Genomic DNA, 17,367 nt, shown 5'->3' on the forward strand with positions numbered 1-17,367 from the left:
ATGTCACCTTTTGCCAGTGTAGTTCCTATGGTTATTGATAGCAATGACCGTAGCGAGAGAGCGTATGATATTTACAGCCTTTTGCTAAAAGAAAGAATTATTTTTTTAGGTACAGCCATTAACGATCAGGTTGCCAACCTAATAATCGCCCAATTACTTTACCTCAATAGCCAGAGTAAAACCAGCCAGATAGATTTATATATTAACAGTCCGGGTGGGGTAGTATATGCCGGTTTGGCAATTTACGATGCCATCCAAATGATTTCGGCTCCGGTTTCTACAGTGTCTGTTGGCTTTACTGGCAGCATGGCAACTGCTTTGCTTACAACAGGGCACAAAGGGAAAAGATATGCATTGCCACATTCTACTATTCACATGCATCCAACTGGTGGAGGAGCCAAAGGTTATACCGAAGATGTGAGAATTGCTACTAGAGAACAAGAAAGACTTCAGACTCAATTATTCCATATTATGGGCAGGCATACTGGCCACAACTGGAAAGAAATTGAAGAGTTCTTTTTACGAGATCGCTTCTTAAATGCTATTGAAGCTAAAGAGTATGGCTTAATTGATGAAGTACTTGGTGATGCTAATGATTTAATAAAACTCGACAGCAAAGAGTTGGAAGTTTTATTCTATGGAAGTAAGCAAAATTGATATGGTTAAAAAAAAAATCAGGCTCCACAAGAGCCTGATTAAAAAATATTAAATCTAAACGTGCTGAATATAATTATTTATTTACTTCTGCTTCTTCCATTTTTATAGCTTGTCCTCTTAGCATTTGTTCTCCATATGTCTCACTATTGATCACATAACGTGCAGCCACATATTTAATTGGCCTATTATTTTCATCCAAAACTGGAGAGATCACTACATCTACATAATAAGGACTACCGTCTTTTTTCTTATTTTTTAAGAAACCTCTAAATGTTTTACCTGCCTTAATGGTACTCCACAAATTCTTAAAGAATAATTTTGGAGTGTCGGGGTGGCGAACAATATTATGTGGTTGCCCGATAAGCTCTTTTCTGGTAAACTGAGCAACCTCACAGAATTTATCATTCACAAAAGTGATATTGCCATAAATATCAGATTCAGAAAGAATGGTAGACTCATTCAAAACAGCCATACGTGCATCCATTTCATGGTTGAGCATAGCTGTTTGGGTAAGCTGATTTTGTAATTCTTCTTGCGAGGCGTTAATCTCTTCTAGTGTTTGCTTCAACTCTTCTTCTTGTGCTTGCATCTGTTCCATGTACATGGCCTGCTCAGATTCAAGTTTTTGTCTTTCGGTTATATTATGAAGAATGGTAACGAAAATATCTCTATTATTTAATGTAGCTTTTCTGCCAGATACTTCTACTGGGAATTTTGTGCCGTCTTTTTTTACAGCATCTAGTTTTAGTATGTTATCTTTATCATCTTTTGAGTTATCATATTCTTCCATTGAAGTAAATGGTATTTCAGGAAGAATCTGCTTGAGTTTAAAGGTTAATAATTCGGATTCAGAATAACCCAAAAGTTTAATTGCTGCAGTATTTACTGTTTCTATAATACCTCCCGGACCTACAGTTATAATTGCATCTGCAGTAGCATTTAGAATAGCAGAAATTTTGGCATGTTGTTCACTAGCCTCCATAGATTGCCTTTGAACTTCTTCTTGTGAAGCCTGAATTTCTTCTAGTGTCTGTTTAAGTTCTTCTTCTTGTGCTTGCATTTGTTCTACAAACATCGCTTGCTCTTCTTCTGCTTTAACTCGGCCTGTAATATCAGTGATAATACAGCTAAACAAACTACGGTTGTCAAGGGTAGCTTCTCCGCCCCATAATTCTAAAGGAAATGTTTTACCATCTGCTTTTTTTCCAATTAACCTTAAAGATTCATCTTTATTAAAGTCTTCTTTAGACTTAAATGGGATATTAGGTATAATAAAGTTTAATGGTTGGTTAATTAGCTCATCTTCTAAATAGCCAAACATATCAACTGTAGCTTTGTTGATAGTTTCAATTTTTCCTTGTTCATTTAAAGTCACAATTGAGTTTTTTGAAGAATCCAGAATTGCTGAAAGCTTAGCATGCTGCTCATAAGCTTCTTTTGCCTTACGCTGCATCTCTTCCTGAGTAGCAATTAATTCTTCAAAGTTTTGTCTCATCTCTTCTTCCTGAGATTTGAGCAATTCTTCTTTTTCTTGAGATTGATATAAAAGCTTTTGTGTTATTTCTGCAGTTTTAAGAGTAGTAAGGGCAGATCCAATAATTTCAGATACTCTGTCTATAAACTCTGTTTCAAAAGATTGCCATTCATCAAAAGCAGCGATCTCCATTACACCTTCAACTTTCTCATTAAATTTTAATGGAGCAATATAAACTACAGAAGGAGTAGCTTCACCCAAACCAGAAGTAATACTAATGTAATCTGTGGGTAGCTCTTTTAAATAAATACTGCTCTTTTCAAGATAAACCTGACCAATTAAACCTTCACCTGGCTCAACTTCTTTAGCAATAAATTTTTTACGATTATAGGCATAAGTTGAAACAAGTTGTAGTTTATGGCCTTCATTATCATATACAAATACAGAGGCTTGATTAGCTTGAATATATCGGCAAAATTCGATTAAAAAGGCATCAAGTATCTCAACTATTGGTTTATCTTGTTGCCTGAATATCTCAGAAAATTTAGCAATACCTTCTGTCGCCCAGTTTCTTTGGCGTTCAGAAACGGCTATTTCTTGCATTTTCTGATTCATCGAATGGATTTCGCCCACTAAATTGTCTTTATTAAGATCTTGAATATCTTCTGTGAGATCGGCAAAAGAAGCATTCAAATCTCCTTTACCAATTGCTCTGATGAATGCCATTGCTTGGTTTATTCTTTTCTCAAGAATATTCAAAGCATTTATATCATCATTTTTAACTTTTCCGCTGTTAAATACTTTTTCATGTAGCAACTTAACAACCTGCCCATTTTTATCAATATGGAATTGTTCTAGGCTCTTTCTGTAAAAGAAGTTACCTATAGAGAATGCTATTATAAGTGCAATTACAACAAATGTAACTACATTGAATCCGCTAAAAATTCCCTGATAAATCAGTAAAGCCGTACAAATTATAGGTAGTAAATAGGAAAAGATTATGTTATTAGCCTTGTTTGCAAATTTGCCCTGCATGTTCAATATGTAATTGTTTCATATTGAAAACATGAACTTTTCTAATTGTATATTTAATAAAGATTAATAGAAGAGTGGAGGTATGTAAGATTTGGGCTATTTTCTCTAGCTTTTTTTTTGAAATTTGAAATGTAGAAAATGGAAGGATAGAAAATCTACTGATTTCGGTGTTGTTTCTTTATAGGGCTGAAACAAATTTTTTAAACAATGATGTACTATAAAGTCGTACTTCTATAGCACACCATTGTTTTTATTAATGCAAAGTTATGCCTCAACAAATTTTTCTACAATGGTATTCCAACCATGTTTGTCGAATACTTTACCTTCTTGTATTCCTTTTAACTCGTTCTTTAAAGTAAACATTTGAGCATCTGGAGCACAATAGCAAGCGTAATTGATACCATCAATCGAGATACTTTCGAAAGGAGCAATTACTGCTGCTGTACCCAAACCAAAGGCTTCAATTTTTAATCCTTTACTGAAAGACTCTTTTAGCTCAGTTACTGAGAAGGGACGAACTTCTATTTTATACCCTTTATCTCTTGCCAGTTCAATTATCGATTTTCTTGTTATTCCATCTAAAATAGTATCTGAAGCAGGAGGTGTAATAAAAGTATCTTCTATGAAGAAACCGAAATTCATTGTACCAGATTCTTCAAAAAACTCATGAGATTTTGAATCTGTCCATAGTATTTGATCGAAACCTTCTGCTTTGGCCTTTTTAAATGGATAGAACGCACTACCGTAATTTCCACCACATTTAGCTGAACCAGCACCACCCGGAGCTGCTCTTGTAAATTCTTTTTCTACTTTAACTTTCAGGTTTTTATCGTAATAAGCACCTACTTGGCAGGCAGTGACCAGAAATAGATATTCATCAGAAAGTTCTACTCCTAATTTAGGCTGAGTAGCAATAGCAAAAGGTCTAATATATAATGAACCTTCGCCATGAGGAGGGACTTCATCTCTTAAATTAGAAATGAGTGATAAAATGCCTTCTTCCCATAGTTTTTGTGGTAGAGTTGGCATTGCCATTCTCTCTAATGATTTGTTCATTCTGAGAAAATTTTCTTGCTGCCTGAAAACCAGAATTTGATCGTCGGCTGATCTGTACGCTTTGAGTCCTTCGAACACTGTTTGGCCATAATGAAAGCACATGGCAAAAGGGCTTAATACTAAATCTGTAAAAGGTTCAATAGTGCCATTGTCCCATCCATCATTTTCATACTTAGCCACATACATTAACGGTGCGGGACTCGATCCAAAGGGTTTTGCCTGAAAAGTCATAATTCTAAAATATTTTATATTAAACAAAAGTATTTATTTTACAGCAACTATAACAGATACAGTTTTTTTATTTTTGACTATAACAGATGGCAAGGTTTAAACATGAATTACTCACCGAAAGAATAATCGATTTGATTGAAAGGGGTGAACTAAAAGCAGGGGAGAAACTCCCAAGTTTAAGAACACTTTGCCGGCAGCAAGGTATCAGTTTAATGACGGCCTATCAGGCTTTTAACACTTTAGAAGGCTTAGGTTTTGTAGAGTCTAGAGCTAGATCGGGGTATTATGCGAGAAATCCTTTGAGGAAATCGAGGTTTAAAAAACATTACAGCAAATACAAAAAGCTAAATGCCAAAAGCCTAGATGAAATGATACAAATGGTTTACGGCAGAGAGCTTAATAAGTCTGTTGTATCACTCTCTCTAAATTCTCCTGAGGTTTCTTTGTTGCCAGAAACTAAGTTTAAAAAATCTTTATTATTCGTAAATCGCTACAGAAGTGGTTCTTCATTATTATATGGGCCATTTGCCGGTTTACCTGCTTTAAAAGAGCAGATTGCTGTACTATCTGTACACAGTGGAATGGATATTCACAGTGACGATTTAATTATTACTGCCGGAAGTATGGAAGCAATTAACCTAGCTATAAGTGCTTGTACAGAAGCTGGTGATAAAATTTTGATCGAATCGCCTTCTTATTTTGGGAACTTCCAAACCATAGTTTCTTTGGGTAGAAAGCCAGTAGAAGTAGAGACCGATTTTAATACAGGTATAGTGATCGAAAGCATGGAAAAAGCGATTGAAGAACATCAACCCAAAGCATGTGTTTTAGTAAGTAGTTATTCAAATCCTCTGGGGGCTACAATACCCAATGAGTCTAAAAAGAAAATTGTGAACCTTTTGGCTAAGTACAATATCACGTTAATAGAAAATGATATATATGGAGAATTATATTACAGTTCGCAGCGTAGCCGATCATGCAAGTCTTACGACGAAAATAACAATGTGATTTATTGTTCTTCTTTTTCTAAATCCTTGGCTCCGGGTTACCGCATTGGTTGGATACATCCGGGCAAATTTTACGATAAAGTCTTTCAGGCGAAAGTAAGCCATAGTGTAACTACATCTACACTTACTCAGGAGATTCTCGCTCATTTTCTCAAACATGGCAGATATGATTTGCACCTTAAAAGAATGCGAAAACAATTGCATACACAGTCACTGAAATATCAGCAGGCAATTGAGAATTATTTCCCAAAAGACACAGTGGTTTCTAAACCCAAAGGTGGTTTTGTATTATGGGTTGAGTTAAATAATAAAGTAGACACTTTAACCCTGTTTAAAAAAGCCATGGCAGAAAATATAAGCTTTGCTCCGGGGCAGATGTTTTCTATGGAAAAAGATTTACACAACTATTTTAGAATAAGTATCGGGCAGCCTTATGGGCGAAAAATAGAAGCCGCTATAAAAAAATTGGGTGATTTGATAAAGGAGGAAATTATAGCATAACATGAGTTTTTATAGTACATAAAAAAAGCAATTCACATTACTGTAAATTACTTTATTGATAGTTAAAGATTGGATGTTTCAATTAAATGTTTTGTGGTTTATGTTATTAATTTTGCTATTAAGTAAGCTTATAAATTCCCATTATTTCTTTTGTAATAGCTTCAAAATCAATCTCAAGATCGATAATTTTTCCACTGTGAATATCAAATACCCAACCATGCACAGCTAATTCTCTTTCTCTCACTGCCTTCTGATATTCAGGTGTTTTAATCACATTTAAACATTGTTCCTGCACATTTAACTCTACTAGTCTTTTATATCTGGTTTCTTCATCGGCAATGTCATCCAATTCAGTTTGATGGATACGATACACATCTTTGATGTTTCTTAGCCAAGGATTTAAAATACCTAAATCTGCTTTCGTCATGGCGGCTTTTACACCTCCGCAGTAGTAGTGCCCACAAACAACAATGTTTTTTACTTTAAGATGGCTCACAGCAAAGTTAATTACAGACATCGCACTCAAATCTGAATTAGGTACTAAGTTAGCGATGTTTCTGTGAACAAAAACTTCACCTGGCTGCGCGCCCATCATATCCTCAGCGGTTACTCGGCTATCTGAGCAACCTATATAAAGTATTTCTGGTTCTTGTCCTTTAGACAAGTTTTCGAAATAAGTATTATCGGTTTTAAGCTTCTCAGAAATCCACTTCTGATTATTAGTAAATATCTGTTTGAGGTTCACCTTATGATTTTTATAGTGAATAATTATTCAATTATATTTAACTATTCAAGTTAGTTTATGTTCATAGAAAATATAGATGAATATTATTACTGATGTGGATAGATTTAAGATAGAAAAAATCAATCTTTCTTTTCCACAACTGTACCATCTACATATTTGGCAAACCTGCCTTTAGACCTATCGTGCACATGGTCTGCTGTTGGCCAAGGCCAGCCTCCAAAATGGTTTTGCTGATACTCACTGTATGCTTCTTGTATTTCTCTTTGAGAGTTCATAACAAATGGACCATACTGCGCTATTGGTTCATTAATAGGTTTTCCTTGTAATAAAAGAATGTAAGCCTCTTCTCCTGTGTTTTCGATAAGTGTTTCTTCGGCTGCATGTAGATGTACTGCTTTATAATTGTCTACCGCTTGCTCAGCTACTTTTATTGAACTGCCTTTATAAAAATAGATGCTTCGGTTTGCTGCCTCAGATGCTTGAGGAAGTATCCATTTTGCTCCGGCTTCCATTTTAATAGTCCAAATAGCCACCTCGTTTTCTGGGTTAGCAGCCCAAGAGTCTGGCGCAGGAGTAGGAGCTTTAATTCCTTCAATTTCTCCAGCTATAATGTTTACTTCTGTTGTTTTCCCATTCGCATCACTAAAAGAATAAATCGGAATGGTATCGTTCCAAAGCATAGAGAAATAAGGAGCTGCCATTTTCTTTGCTTTGGGCAGATTAAGCCATATTTGAAAAATCTCAAATGGATTCTCTTTCTCTTCATTTAATAGTGGAAACATTTCGCAGTGTTGTACGCCTTTACCTGCTGTCATCCATTGTACATCTCCTTCTCCAAACCTGCCTGCTGCACCTAACGAATCTGAATGATCTACAAAACCTTTACGTGCAATAGTTACTGTTTCAAAACCTCTGTGCGGGTGTGCCGGAAAACCCGGAACAGTTTTGCCATGGTACATTCTAAAACCATCTTTTACAGTAAAATCATTTCCCAACCTTCTGCCAGCTAATGAGGTTGCCGGGCCCATTTTTTCATTTCCTACCGGATAAAAATCTTCGTGATGTACGCAAAACAAGAAAGGGTCACTGGTTTCCCAAGGAAAGCCTAGTGGTGCAATTTTTTTTATTGGGTTAATAGCCATAGGTATAATTTTTTTTCTTTCTGTTATATGTAACAAAAAGAAATTGAATGTTGCACCATTTAATTCAAATTATTTTATAAATGATTGTTTTTGATGCCAGCTTCAACCTTAATATCTAGGTTATTTTCTTTTGGTGGTATCGGGCAAGAATAGCCAGTACTATAAGCACAGTATGGGTTATAAGCTTTATTAAAATCTATAACTATTGTATTGTCTGATGGAATGCTTAGATCTATGTAGCGCCCTCCTCTGTAGGTTTCAGTGCCATTAGTTAAATCTGTAAAAGGTAGAAAAAGATAGTCTTTATATTCTTCTGTTTCTCTTAAAGAATGGCTTTGGTAGATGTTAAGTTTAAACTCTTCACCGTCAATCTCAAAAGATACAACACCATATATATCGTAATTTTGAAATACATTGGCAGATGTTTTCATCTTAAAAGGCATAGCATTCGCTGTTTTAACAAATTTTGCTTCCACTCTGTATTTTTCATCTATCGGGAAAAAATCATGACCTTTAAATTTCTTTCGGTCTTTTGTGCTTAAGGGAGACTCATCTGGATTTTTATATTCTTCGTTGAGTTCTTTCTGAAATTCTTTTATTTCTTTCTTGTAATCTTGCGCCAAGCAAATACCCGTAAAGCTTATTAAAATCAAAACATTGCATAGTATCTTTTTCATGCTAGTAGAAATTTAGTTATATATCTGAATTGTTAATTTGCATGCATAGATAGGTTGTTTTGAGCAGAATGCAAATGCTAGTATTTACAGATAGATAAGTTGTGCTAATGAATTACTTGGTTGAAAAAGTGATATAGTTGGTTGAATTTATTTAGGCTTTATTAATTTTAGGCCTATATTTAGAATAATTCAAAATAATAAATTTCGATCTGTAGCATATTTATCAGAATGAATACTAGACAAAGTAACTCAACCTGGAAAAAAGTAAGAAAATTTTTTAACGATGTGCACCTATGGTTGGGAATCGCCTCAGGACTCATCTTATTCGTTGTTTGCCTTACCGGTACCATTTATACTTTTAGCTCAGAAATACAGGAAATGCTCAATGCAGAAGTGTATGAGGTAAAAAATGAAGCCGGGCTTCCTAGAAAGACTGAAGAAGAGATTATTACCGCAGTAGAAGCCGAATTGGGAGCCAAAGTATCTTCCATTGAAATACCTGCCGATGCAGAAAGATCGCTTGGCTTAAATGTGAAAAAAGAAGGAAAGAGAAGAGGAACAACTTATTTGGTAGACCCTTACACAGCCGAAATTAAGGGTACAACCAAAGGAGCAGGCTCTGAGTTTTTTATGGTAATGTTTAGATTACATAGATGGTTACTGTTAGATATGAATGTGGGCAGGCCGATAGTTGGTTGGGCAACTGTAATATTTGTAATAATCTTATTAACTGGTATGGTAATCTGGTTTCCACAAAAAGTAAAGTATTGGAGACAAGGTTTAAAAATAAAAAGCAATGCTGGCTGGAAGAGAATTAACCACGATTTACACAATGCTTTAGGTTTCTATGCTTTCATCTTGATGTTAGTGATGGCATTAACTGGTTTACAGTGGTCGTTCGAATGGTACAGAACAGGTTTATATGATATTTTAGGAGTTGATAGATCTAGAGGTCGTGGGCCAAAAGAAGAAAAAGCAGTGAACTTACCAGAGCAAGAAGTGAAATTATCGCTGGCAGATTACATTAAAAAAGCAGATGAATCTTTACCTTATGAAGGTGATTACAGATTGAATTTACCTCAAGAAAACCAAGCAAGTGTTTCGGTTTCTAAATACAAAACAGGCTTTTTTGCACCAAACGGTGGTGATGAACTAAAGCTTAATAAATACACTGCTGAAGTAGAAAGTTTAGAGAAATTTTCTGATAAGCCACTAAACGAAAAAATTGCTAGGTCTATTAAGGCTTTGCATGTGGGGAATGTCTATGGCACTTTTTCTAAGATTCTTTATTTTATTGCTTGTTTAATTGCTACCAGTTTGCCTGTTACAGGAACCATTATCTGGATTAATAAGCTGAAGAAAAAATCTAAAAGAAAGAAATCTAAAACACTTTCTTATAGTAATTAAAATAGTGAAAAGACATAAAAAAGGCGGATGATTTTATAATCATCCGCCTTTTTTATTTGGTTAAATCTTATATTAATAATAAGATAATGATGATTACAAGTAGCGCACCAACACTAATGTAGATACCTCCACCTGCACGTCTTTTTACTTCTTTTACTTCTCTTTTAACTTCGCGTAATTCTTTATTGATAGCTCTCCTTTCTTCAACAGAGTTAGCATTCTTTTTAGCTTCCGCAAGACTGTCTACTTTAATTTTAAGGCCATCAATTATTGCTTCGTATTCTGCAGCAGTTTTTTCCACATCATTTTTTGGAAGATCAACACTTGCGAAAGACGCTGAAAGGCAAAATAAAGTAATAATAGCTGTTGTAAATACTTTTTTGATATACATGATTAAATAATTATTTGAATTAATAGCTGATTACGAATTGATAACTTCCGAAAATTGCAAATGGTTTTGAATTTTTTTAAAGAAAATGAAACTTTTTTTCTTTTTTGTGAAAATTCAAACAAAAAACAATCTGTCTATTTCACCTAAATACAGAGCCAGTTGCCTATCTTTTCAGCTATATTTCGAGCTAATTATCAATCAATTCTTTCTATTTCAAATCCTACTTTTTTCACTGCTTCAACTACCTCTTTTTCTGATGCACTGCTGCTATCTACACTCAATACTTTATCAGGATTGTCTAAGTCAACTTCCCAATGATTAATGCCATCAACCTTATTTAGTGAAGGAGTAACACTTTTTAAACATCCGCCACAGTTTATTGTGGTTTTAAACTTCATGTTTTCCATAAATTTATTTTTAATTCTTGACTGATTACTTATACAAATTTAAGTTTTCGCTGAGCTAAACTGTTATACTTTTTTGACTCAGCATTACATTATTTTGATTACAATTTTATGCTTTTTAGCCTCAAACTATTCAACACAACAGATACCGAACTGAATGCCATAGCTGCTCCGGCAATCATTGGGTCGAGTAAAAATCCGTTGATAGGGTAGAGCACACCTGCTGCGATTGGTATACCAATGATGTTATAAATAAATGCCCAAAATAGGTTTTGATGAATCCCCTGAACTGTTTTTGTAGACAGGTTTAAAGCCTTAGGAATATATTCCAGATCAGAAGTGATCAGTGTCATTTTGGCTACATCCATAGCAATGTCTGAGCCTTGTCCCATTGCGATACTTACATCTGCCTGTGCCAATGCATGGGAGTCGTTAATACCATCACCTACCATGGCAACAGTTTTGCCTTTTTGCTGTAATTCTTTAACAAAATCAGCTTTGTCTGACGGAAGAACTTCGGCTCTAAAGTCTGTTAAACCAAGTTGATTAGCTACTGCTTTTGCAGTCTGTAAATTATCTCCAGTGAGCATGTATACTTCAACACCACGCTTTTGTAGCTTTTCTATAGCAGATTTAGAAGTGGCTTTTATCTTATCTGTAATGGCGATAGTGGCCAATATTTGTTTATTGTCTGAGAAGAAAATAACTGTTTTAGCTTCGTCTTGCCATTGCTTTACTTGTTTGCTTACATCTGAAGTAATTGCTATTTGATGTTCTTGCATTAACCTACTATTACCTATGAGATATTTTTTGCCCAACTCATCTTGAGCAATTACACCTTTACCGGTAACACTTTCGAAATGAGAAAGACTTGCTTGATTTACATTTTCTTCTTTCAACTTCTCAACTACTGCTGCTGCCAATGGATGTTCAGACTGTGCTTCGATTGCTAATAAGATGGGGGCTAGATTACTTACAAGTTGTTTATTTACCCAATTTAGGTTAGTAACAGTTGGCTTGCCTTCGGTAATGGTTCCGGTTTTGTCTAACACAATAGCATTTACTTTATGTGCCAGTTCTAAACTCTCAGCATCTTTAATTAAGATATTGTTTTCGGCTCCTTTACCCACGCCCACCATAATGGCAGTAGGAGTTGCCAAACCCAAAGCACATGGACAAGCGATTACCAACACTGCTACCGAAGTTAAAAGTGCATGTGTAAATGCATTCTCGCCACCAACAGAAATCCACACGATAAAAGTAACTATCGAAATCGCGATAATAACCGGCACAAATATGCTGGCAATTTTATCTGTGAGTTTTTGTACTGGAGCTTTGCTACCTTGTGCTTGCTGCACCATTTTTATAATTTGAGAAAGCAATGTTTCTCCACTTACTTTTTCGGCATTAAACTGAAAGCTCCCTTTTTGATTAATAGTACCTGCGAATACTTTGTCTCCTTTAGTTTTTGCAACTGGTATGGGTTCTCCGGTTATCATGCTTTCATCTACATAAGAATTGCCGTTTACCAAAGCGCCATCAACTGGAATTTTTTCGCCGGGTTTTACAATGATTGTGTGCCCTTTTTGCACAGCTCCAACCGGAATTTCCATCTCATTTCCACCCATTAAAACCTTTACCGTTTTAGGCTGTAAACCCATCAATTTTTTTATGGCAGATGATGTGTTCGACTTTGCTCTTTCTTCGAGCAATTTACCCAAAGAAATAAAAGTGATAATTACGGTAGCAGCTTCGTAATAAACATGTGGTTCTATGCCGTGTGCTCTCCAAAAGTTAGGAACTAGCGTATTGAACAAGCTAAACAAAAAGGCGATACCAGTACTTAAAGCTACCAGGGTATCCATGTTTGCTTGGCCATGTCTGGTTTGTTTCCAGGCATTCACATAAAAATTTCTACCAAAATAAAACAGTACAGGAATACTGAGCGCCAGTGAAATCCATTTACCCGGAGCCCAATCCATAAAGAACATCCCGATTATAAAAATGGGAGCTGTAAATACAGCAGACCAAATTGTTCTGTTCTTTATTTCTTGATAATGTTTTTGGCGTAATGCTTCTTGCGCTTCGGCGGGATCTTCTGTATCGATAATTAGATCGTAACCAACACTTCTCAATGCATTTTGCAAATCGCTTTCACTTACGGCTTCATCGTATTCTACTAATACTGAGTTTGAGGCAAAATTTACACTGGCTTTTGCTACACCTTCTGTTTGTGATAAAATAGACTCAACACTGGCAGCACATGAGGCACAGCTCATTCCCTCAACAGGGAAGGATTCTTTTTTTATCTTTTTATTTTCTGAAACTAAGGTTTCCATAATACAAATTCTTTTATCATCTGCTACAAATTTCAGATGATTAGCCTTAGAATCTGTTATAGAATTTTGACCTTGAGTTTCAAGATTTTGATGGGGGAGAGATAATACTTTAATTATTACAGAAGTTTCATGTTTTAAAACTTATATAATATGGAATGGCTATAATTTGAACTTATAATCTTTGTCGTAACTTTCAATCAACCTTTTTATAATATGTTTTGTCATTTCCTAAAAAGCCGACTTCGGGTTCAAAGGTGAGTGGATATAGTTTTCTCCCTTTTAGGAGAAAGGTTTTCGTCATCCATTCTGTTACCGCCAAATCTATGTTTTCATCACTTTCTGAGGCGAAAATTTCAATATCGTTTTTATCTGTTTTCGGCCTGAAAATGGAATCAGTCAATGTTAATAGTAGTTCTGGGCTTTTTAATTCAATTTGGAAAATATCTTTAAGTTGTATCTTCTCGACTTTGGTTTTAGGAATTACAATCATTCCATTCTCATTTGTACTCAAATATTCTCCATCGTTGATCGAAATATACCAATGAAATCGGGCAATATTTATCTCTCCTTTCGGAGCTGCTCTTTGAAGAAATATTTGAATTCTAGTAGAGTCAGGAATCGAATAATCTTTCTCAACAATTTTTGATTCCGATTCAAACAAAACTTTACCTGGAGTCAGTTTTAAAGTGTCTTCAATTACTTTGTAAGTACCTGTTAAAGTTCCACTACCTAAAATGTCTTGGTGATACTCATATTCAAATGTTCCATTTGTATTAAATTTATAAATGAAGCAATTAGGGCCATATTTACAAATATTGTGTTTGAACTTGCCATCAATTTGAGCAATGGAACACAATGATGTTAAAAGAGTCAATAATAGGAATGTTGTTATTTTCAACTTGCTTTTAAGTCCTAACCTAATAATACAGCCCATTTTGTTTAATAAGATTAATTGCTTTTTCTTCGTGTTGCATTAATGCAAGAAACTGCGCTTTGTCTAAGTTACTTTTCACACATGTATAGCTTATCTCATAGTCACTTAGAATTTCATTAAAGATCAACTTCACTCTATCTCCGTGATAATCTGAGGTAATTATAATTAATTTAGTGTTTTTAGGCTCATTTAAGATCGCTTTAATTTTTACAGCATTGTCAACTGTGTGTTTAGACAAAGCAAATTCTAAAAAATCTTCTTCGAGCAATCCTCTTTTTATTAAGTACTCCTTCCCATAAAATGCATGGGGTTTATCTGATGTATTAAATTGAGGTCCCCAACCTCCAGTTAATAAGACTAATTGCCCCTTGGTAAATACCTTTTTGCAATAATCTAATCTGCTTTTAGATATATCACTCAATTCGCCGTCAGGAGAGTTTGGAGAGCCCAATACAACTAATACTTCTTTTTTCATATTGATTTCGTTTCACTGTCTAACTTACTTAAACAACAGTTTTCAAACCTGTTATAGGCTCGGTAATAGATTGTTGTGATCGCTTTAGAAAGTCAAAATTAGTGGACAATGGTCAGAAACCTCAGGCTCGAAAATTACCTTAAAATCTAAAACATCAATATGTTCATTCACTAACATATAATCTGCATATCTACTTTCTTTTTTGTAATGCGAATTTCGAGTTCCTTTAGTTGTTCGCGTGGTTACCAACTCAGTTAGACCAACATCTGCTAAAATTTTTAATGTCTCGCTTTGTGGTTCCACATTAAAGTCGCCACAAACTATAAGCGCATCTTTGTTTTCGGTTAATCCATTTGCAAGTGAGAGTAATTTATGTGCTTGCGTAGCTCTTTCTGGCGTATCCAATTTACCTTTTAAATCTCTTAAACCGTGCATTTGAGTTACAACAACTGGCCTATTTTCTTTATAATCGAATACTTTAACAGCATGTGCACTTCGGGAGCGTGGGTGATCTCCATAGTCATTTGGTGAATACGATTTATGGACAAAGCCTTGTATCTGCTCGATAATTGGATAAGATTTTCTTACAAATGTTGCTAAACCCCATTGCGAAGGAATTTTAATAGCATCATCCCAGAGTACTCCTTGAGCAGCTGGGCAAAAAATACCAATATGATTGGGTAATGCAGTTTGTATATCTCGAAAAAAGTTGGCTCGTTGAGGTAAAATGTGGTTGCCGTCTTTATATGTTAGCCAGTCTTTTTCCGATTCTGGTGTGTGTACCACTTCTTGTAAACAAAGAATATCAGGATCTTCTTCAGTTAAATATGGGAGCAGTTTATCATAAAGTTTTCCACCCCATCCGTTAAGACACATTATTTTCATACAACTAGATTTTCTTTTAAATGTACACTAAGTTTTGGGTAAATGGAGAAAGATGTTTTGTTCAGGAAATGATTAACTAAACTTACTGATAACAGCCTTAGCTGATTGCTTTTATTTTTTCAATCCTCTTTTCTAAATCTACAATGTATCCAGATTCAGGGTCATTAATTTCTCCTAATTCCTCAATTTGCTTTGGCGGGCTTCATCAGCAATTGTCTTAAGGCTAATAGCCATAGATTTAAGAATATCAGTCCAGAACTGTTTAATGTGTTGATGAGAATGACAAGAATCATCAACACCAACTTCTTTCATTTTGAATCGAGTAGGGTCTATGATTAAAAGGTTTTCTTGGTCAATTCTTAAGTCTATTATCTACTCAATTTCTATTCATTCTAATGGTTCCCATTTTCCTTTCTCAAAAAATACATTGTGAAATTCTGGAGAATTAAACACCAAATAAAAATCCCAAGTACTTCTGTATGTTGTTGGGTTACTTGTCAAAATGTGGTGTGTTGGCTGTTCCATTTCAATTATTAGTCGCGCGGAGTTGTATGGTGTTGTAGTTTTAATTGTTCCACGATAGGTTTTCAATATTCTTTCATTATCAGTTTCATAAAAGTAAATTGAATCTTTGTTTGTTATTTCAAAACGAAAATGATTGTATATCCAATCAGCTTGTTTGCCTCTGAAATGGTCTCTTTTAATTACATATTCACCATAATAGTCGTCCTTTTCCAATTCGATGTCTGAAGTTAGCCAAGCCATAAAACTTGAAAATAAAGTAAATACAAAAATTCCAAGCAAAATATATCCAATCATTTTCCCTATCCATGGTTGTCTCATTATAAGCCAAGCTAACAATAAAACTCCTATTAGAGGAGCAATAAAGAAAAGGAAGAAAAAATTAAATCCAAACCCCATTTTAATTCTTAATTAACATATAATCAATAGCACTCTTTGTTACTCCACATGAAGAAAAAAACTTTGCTGACAGCCGTTTATATAATAAGAAAAAAGTGATTGAAAATCGATGAAATCCAATTATGAATGTAAGGCTGGCTTCAAGTATAACTGTTGTTCCAATATGTGGCATTTCAATCCGGTTAACTGAAGGCATAGATGGTTAGGATTTTCTAAGTTGCGTTTTCATTGCAGTTCTTTTTTAAATTTCAACTTTTCATCTGTTAAGCCAATTAATTTATTCTTTTTTAGAAGGAATTTCACCTCCTTAAAATAAATCCAATCTGCATTTGATAAAGTAAAGATTACACTATCATTTTGAATAATCGCTTTAGAAGTCGGAATAAGAGTATCTGCCATATTTTCCCAATATCCTTCAGTAAAATCCATACCATGTCCTTTTACATTCCAATACTTGAACTCTCTATCTTCAGTTAAAGATAACTTCAATCCACTTTCATTTTTTCCTAATCCTAAAAAGTTACCATCAAATTGCCATGTATATTTATTAGGAGGTTGAATCTCCATCATTGAATACATTTTGCTATTAAATAATTTGATGAATTCATCACTTCTATGAAAGTCCAGACAGCTATGACAAATTTTCAAAATTGTGATTTGAGTATTGTTTAACTGAATAGTATCAATCATTTTATCAGGTCAACCTGAAGCTCCTCCAACTGCTTTTAGTAAAATGTTATTCCCTTCATAAAAGAGTTCTGAGGCTAATAAATCAGTCACACTTTTCAGCCATTTCACATCTCTTTTTGTTAAACATAATTCATTTTTTAAGGCAAAAACATCCTTCACATGCATAATTGAGTAGTCAAGATTTTTCAATTCTAGATTGTCTAAGTTATAATCATTTTTCCCATTTAGATTTCTTGGTATATAGTTTAATAATGCATTATAATCATTAAGAGGGGTATATGTATTATTTTGAGCAAATGCATTATAACTAAAGATTAAGCTCAATAGGATTATGTGGGCTTTCATACAATATGTAAGGGTTAGGCTGTGCAAAGTGTGAAATTTCAGGGTAATTTA

General features: G+C 34.6%; 17 protein-coding genes. 3 read left to right on the forward strand and 14 right to left on the reverse strand.

Going from position 1 to position 17,367, the window contains the following annotated elements:
• Positions 1 to 657: a ClpP family protease gene (locus OQ292_RS35925; protein WP_284689095.1), complete on the forward strand. Its 657-nt coding sequence runs from the start codon at positions 1 to 3 to the stop codon at positions 655 to 657.
• 73 nt (positions 658 to 730) lie between these two features.
• On the opposite strand, the gene OQ292_RS35930 is transcribed toward OQ292_RS35925, so the two are convergent.
• Both OQ292_RS35930 and OQ292_RS35935 read right to left on the reverse strand, forming a co-directional pair.
• Positions 731 to 3,166 carry a PAS domain S-box protein gene (locus OQ292_RS35930; RefSeq protein WP_284689096.1) on the reverse strand — a complete coding sequence of 812 codons (2,436 nt, stop codon included), beginning with the start codon at positions 3,164 to 3,166 and terminating at the stop codon, positions 731 to 733.
• Positions 3,167 to 3,430: 264 nt separating this feature from the next.
• Positions 3,431 to 4,453 carry a branched-chain amino acid aminotransferase gene (locus tag OQ292_RS35935; protein WP_284689097.1) on the reverse strand — a complete coding sequence of 341 codons (1,023 nt, stop codon included), beginning with the start codon at positions 4,451 to 4,453 and terminating at the stop codon, positions 3,431 to 3,433.
• An 86-nt stretch (positions 4,454 to 4,539) separates the two neighbouring features.
• Here OQ292_RS35935 and OQ292_RS35940 point away from each other — a divergent pair, with 86 nt between their 5' ends.
• On the forward strand, positions 4,540 to 5,961 hold the full coding sequence (locus OQ292_RS35940) for an aminotransferase-like domain-containing protein (RefSeq protein ID WP_284689098.1): 1,422 nt from the start codon (positions 4,540 to 4,542) through the stop codon (positions 5,959 to 5,961).
• A gap of 118 nt (positions 5,962 to 6,079) precedes the next feature.
• Here OQ292_RS35940 and OQ292_RS35945 read toward each other — a convergent pair whose 3' ends face one another.
• From OQ292_RS35945 to OQ292_RS35955, 3 genes are all read right to left on the reverse strand, one after another.
• Positions 6,080 to 6,706, reverse strand: coding sequence for a carbonic anhydrase (locus OQ292_RS35945; RefSeq protein WP_284689099.1), 627 nt, complete (start codon positions 6,704 to 6,706; stop codon positions 6,080 to 6,082).
• Positions 6,707 to 6,825: 119 nt separating this feature from the next.
• On the reverse strand, positions 6,826 to 7,848 hold the full coding sequence (locus OQ292_RS35950; protein WP_284689100.1) for a pirin family protein: 1,023 nt from the start codon (positions 7,846 to 7,848) through the stop codon (positions 6,826 to 6,828).
• 74 nt (positions 7,849 to 7,922) lie between these two features.
• Positions 7,923 to 8,525, reverse strand: a complete 603-nt coding sequence (locus OQ292_RS35955; RefSeq protein WP_284689101.1) for a DUF1684 domain-containing protein — start codon at positions 8,523 to 8,525, stop codon at positions 7,923 to 7,925.
• Positions 8,526 to 8,753: 228 nt separating this feature from the next.
• Here OQ292_RS35955 and OQ292_RS35960 point away from each other — a divergent pair, with 228 nt between their 5' ends.
• Positions 8,754 to 9,932 carry a PepSY-associated TM helix domain-containing protein gene (locus OQ292_RS35960; protein ID WP_284689102.1) on the forward strand — a complete coding sequence of 393 codons (1,179 nt, stop codon included), beginning with the start codon at positions 8,754 to 8,756 and terminating at the stop codon, positions 9,930 to 9,932.
• A gap of 67 nt (positions 9,933 to 9,999) precedes the next feature.
• Here OQ292_RS35960 and OQ292_RS35965 read toward each other — a convergent pair whose 3' ends face one another.
• From OQ292_RS35965 to OQ292_RS36005, 9 genes are all read right to left on the reverse strand, one after another.
• A complete protein-coding gene (locus OQ292_RS35965) occupies positions 10,000 to 10,323 on the reverse strand; it encodes a hypothetical protein (RefSeq protein ID WP_284689103.1) in 324 nt (107 codons plus the stop codon).
• Between the two features lie 194 nt (positions 10,324 to 10,517).
• Positions 10,518 to 10,730, reverse strand: a complete 213-nt coding sequence (locus OQ292_RS35970; protein WP_284689104.1) for a heavy-metal-associated domain-containing protein — start codon at positions 10,728 to 10,730, stop codon at positions 10,518 to 10,520.
• A gap of 98 nt (positions 10,731 to 10,828) precedes the next feature.
• On the reverse strand, positions 10,829 to 13,066 hold the full coding sequence (locus OQ292_RS35975; protein WP_284689105.1) for a heavy metal translocating P-type ATPase: 2,238 nt from the start codon (positions 13,064 to 13,066) through the stop codon (positions 10,829 to 10,831).
• Positions 13,067 to 13,259: 193 nt separating this feature from the next.
• Positions 13,260 to 13,940: a hypothetical protein gene (locus tag OQ292_RS35980; protein ID WP_284689106.1), complete on the reverse strand. Its 681-nt coding sequence runs from the start codon at positions 13,938 to 13,940 to the stop codon at positions 13,260 to 13,262.
• A 43-nt stretch (positions 13,941 to 13,983) separates the two neighbouring features.
• Entirely contained in the window at positions 13,984 to 14,475 is a 492-nt protein-coding gene (locus OQ292_RS35985; protein ID WP_284689107.1) for a YdcF family protein, read from the reverse strand.
• 84 nt (positions 14,476 to 14,559) lie between these two features.
• Positions 14,560 to 15,360 (reverse strand): endonuclease/exonuclease/phosphatase family protein, encoded by an 801-nt coding sequence (locus OQ292_RS35990; protein ID WP_284689108.1) that lies wholly within the window; start codon positions 15,358 to 15,360, stop codon positions 14,560 to 14,562.
• Positions 15,361 to 15,747: 387 nt separating this feature from the next.
• Complete coding sequence (locus OQ292_RS35995; RefSeq protein ID WP_284689109.1) at positions 15,748 to 16,203, reverse strand: hypothetical protein; 456 nt, start codon at positions 16,201 to 16,203, stop codon at positions 15,748 to 15,750.
• A gap of 303 nt (positions 16,204 to 16,506) precedes the next feature.
• Positions 16,507 to 16,851, reverse strand: a complete 345-nt coding sequence (locus tag OQ292_RS36000) for a hypothetical protein (RefSeq protein WP_284689110.1) — start codon at positions 16,849 to 16,851, stop codon at positions 16,507 to 16,509.
• A 129-nt stretch (positions 16,852 to 16,980) separates the two neighbouring features.
• On the reverse strand, positions 16,981 to 17,316 hold the full coding sequence (locus OQ292_RS36005; RefSeq protein WP_284689111.1) for a hypothetical protein: 336 nt from the start codon (positions 17,314 to 17,316) through the stop codon (positions 16,981 to 16,983).
• Between the last annotated feature and the right edge of the window lie 51 nt (positions 17,317 to 17,367).

Origin of the sequence: Chondrinema litorale, assembly GCF_026250525.1 — a bacterium.
Lineage (GTDB): Bacteria > Bacteroidota > Bacteroidia > Cytophagales > Flammeovirgaceae > Chondrinema > Chondrinema litorale.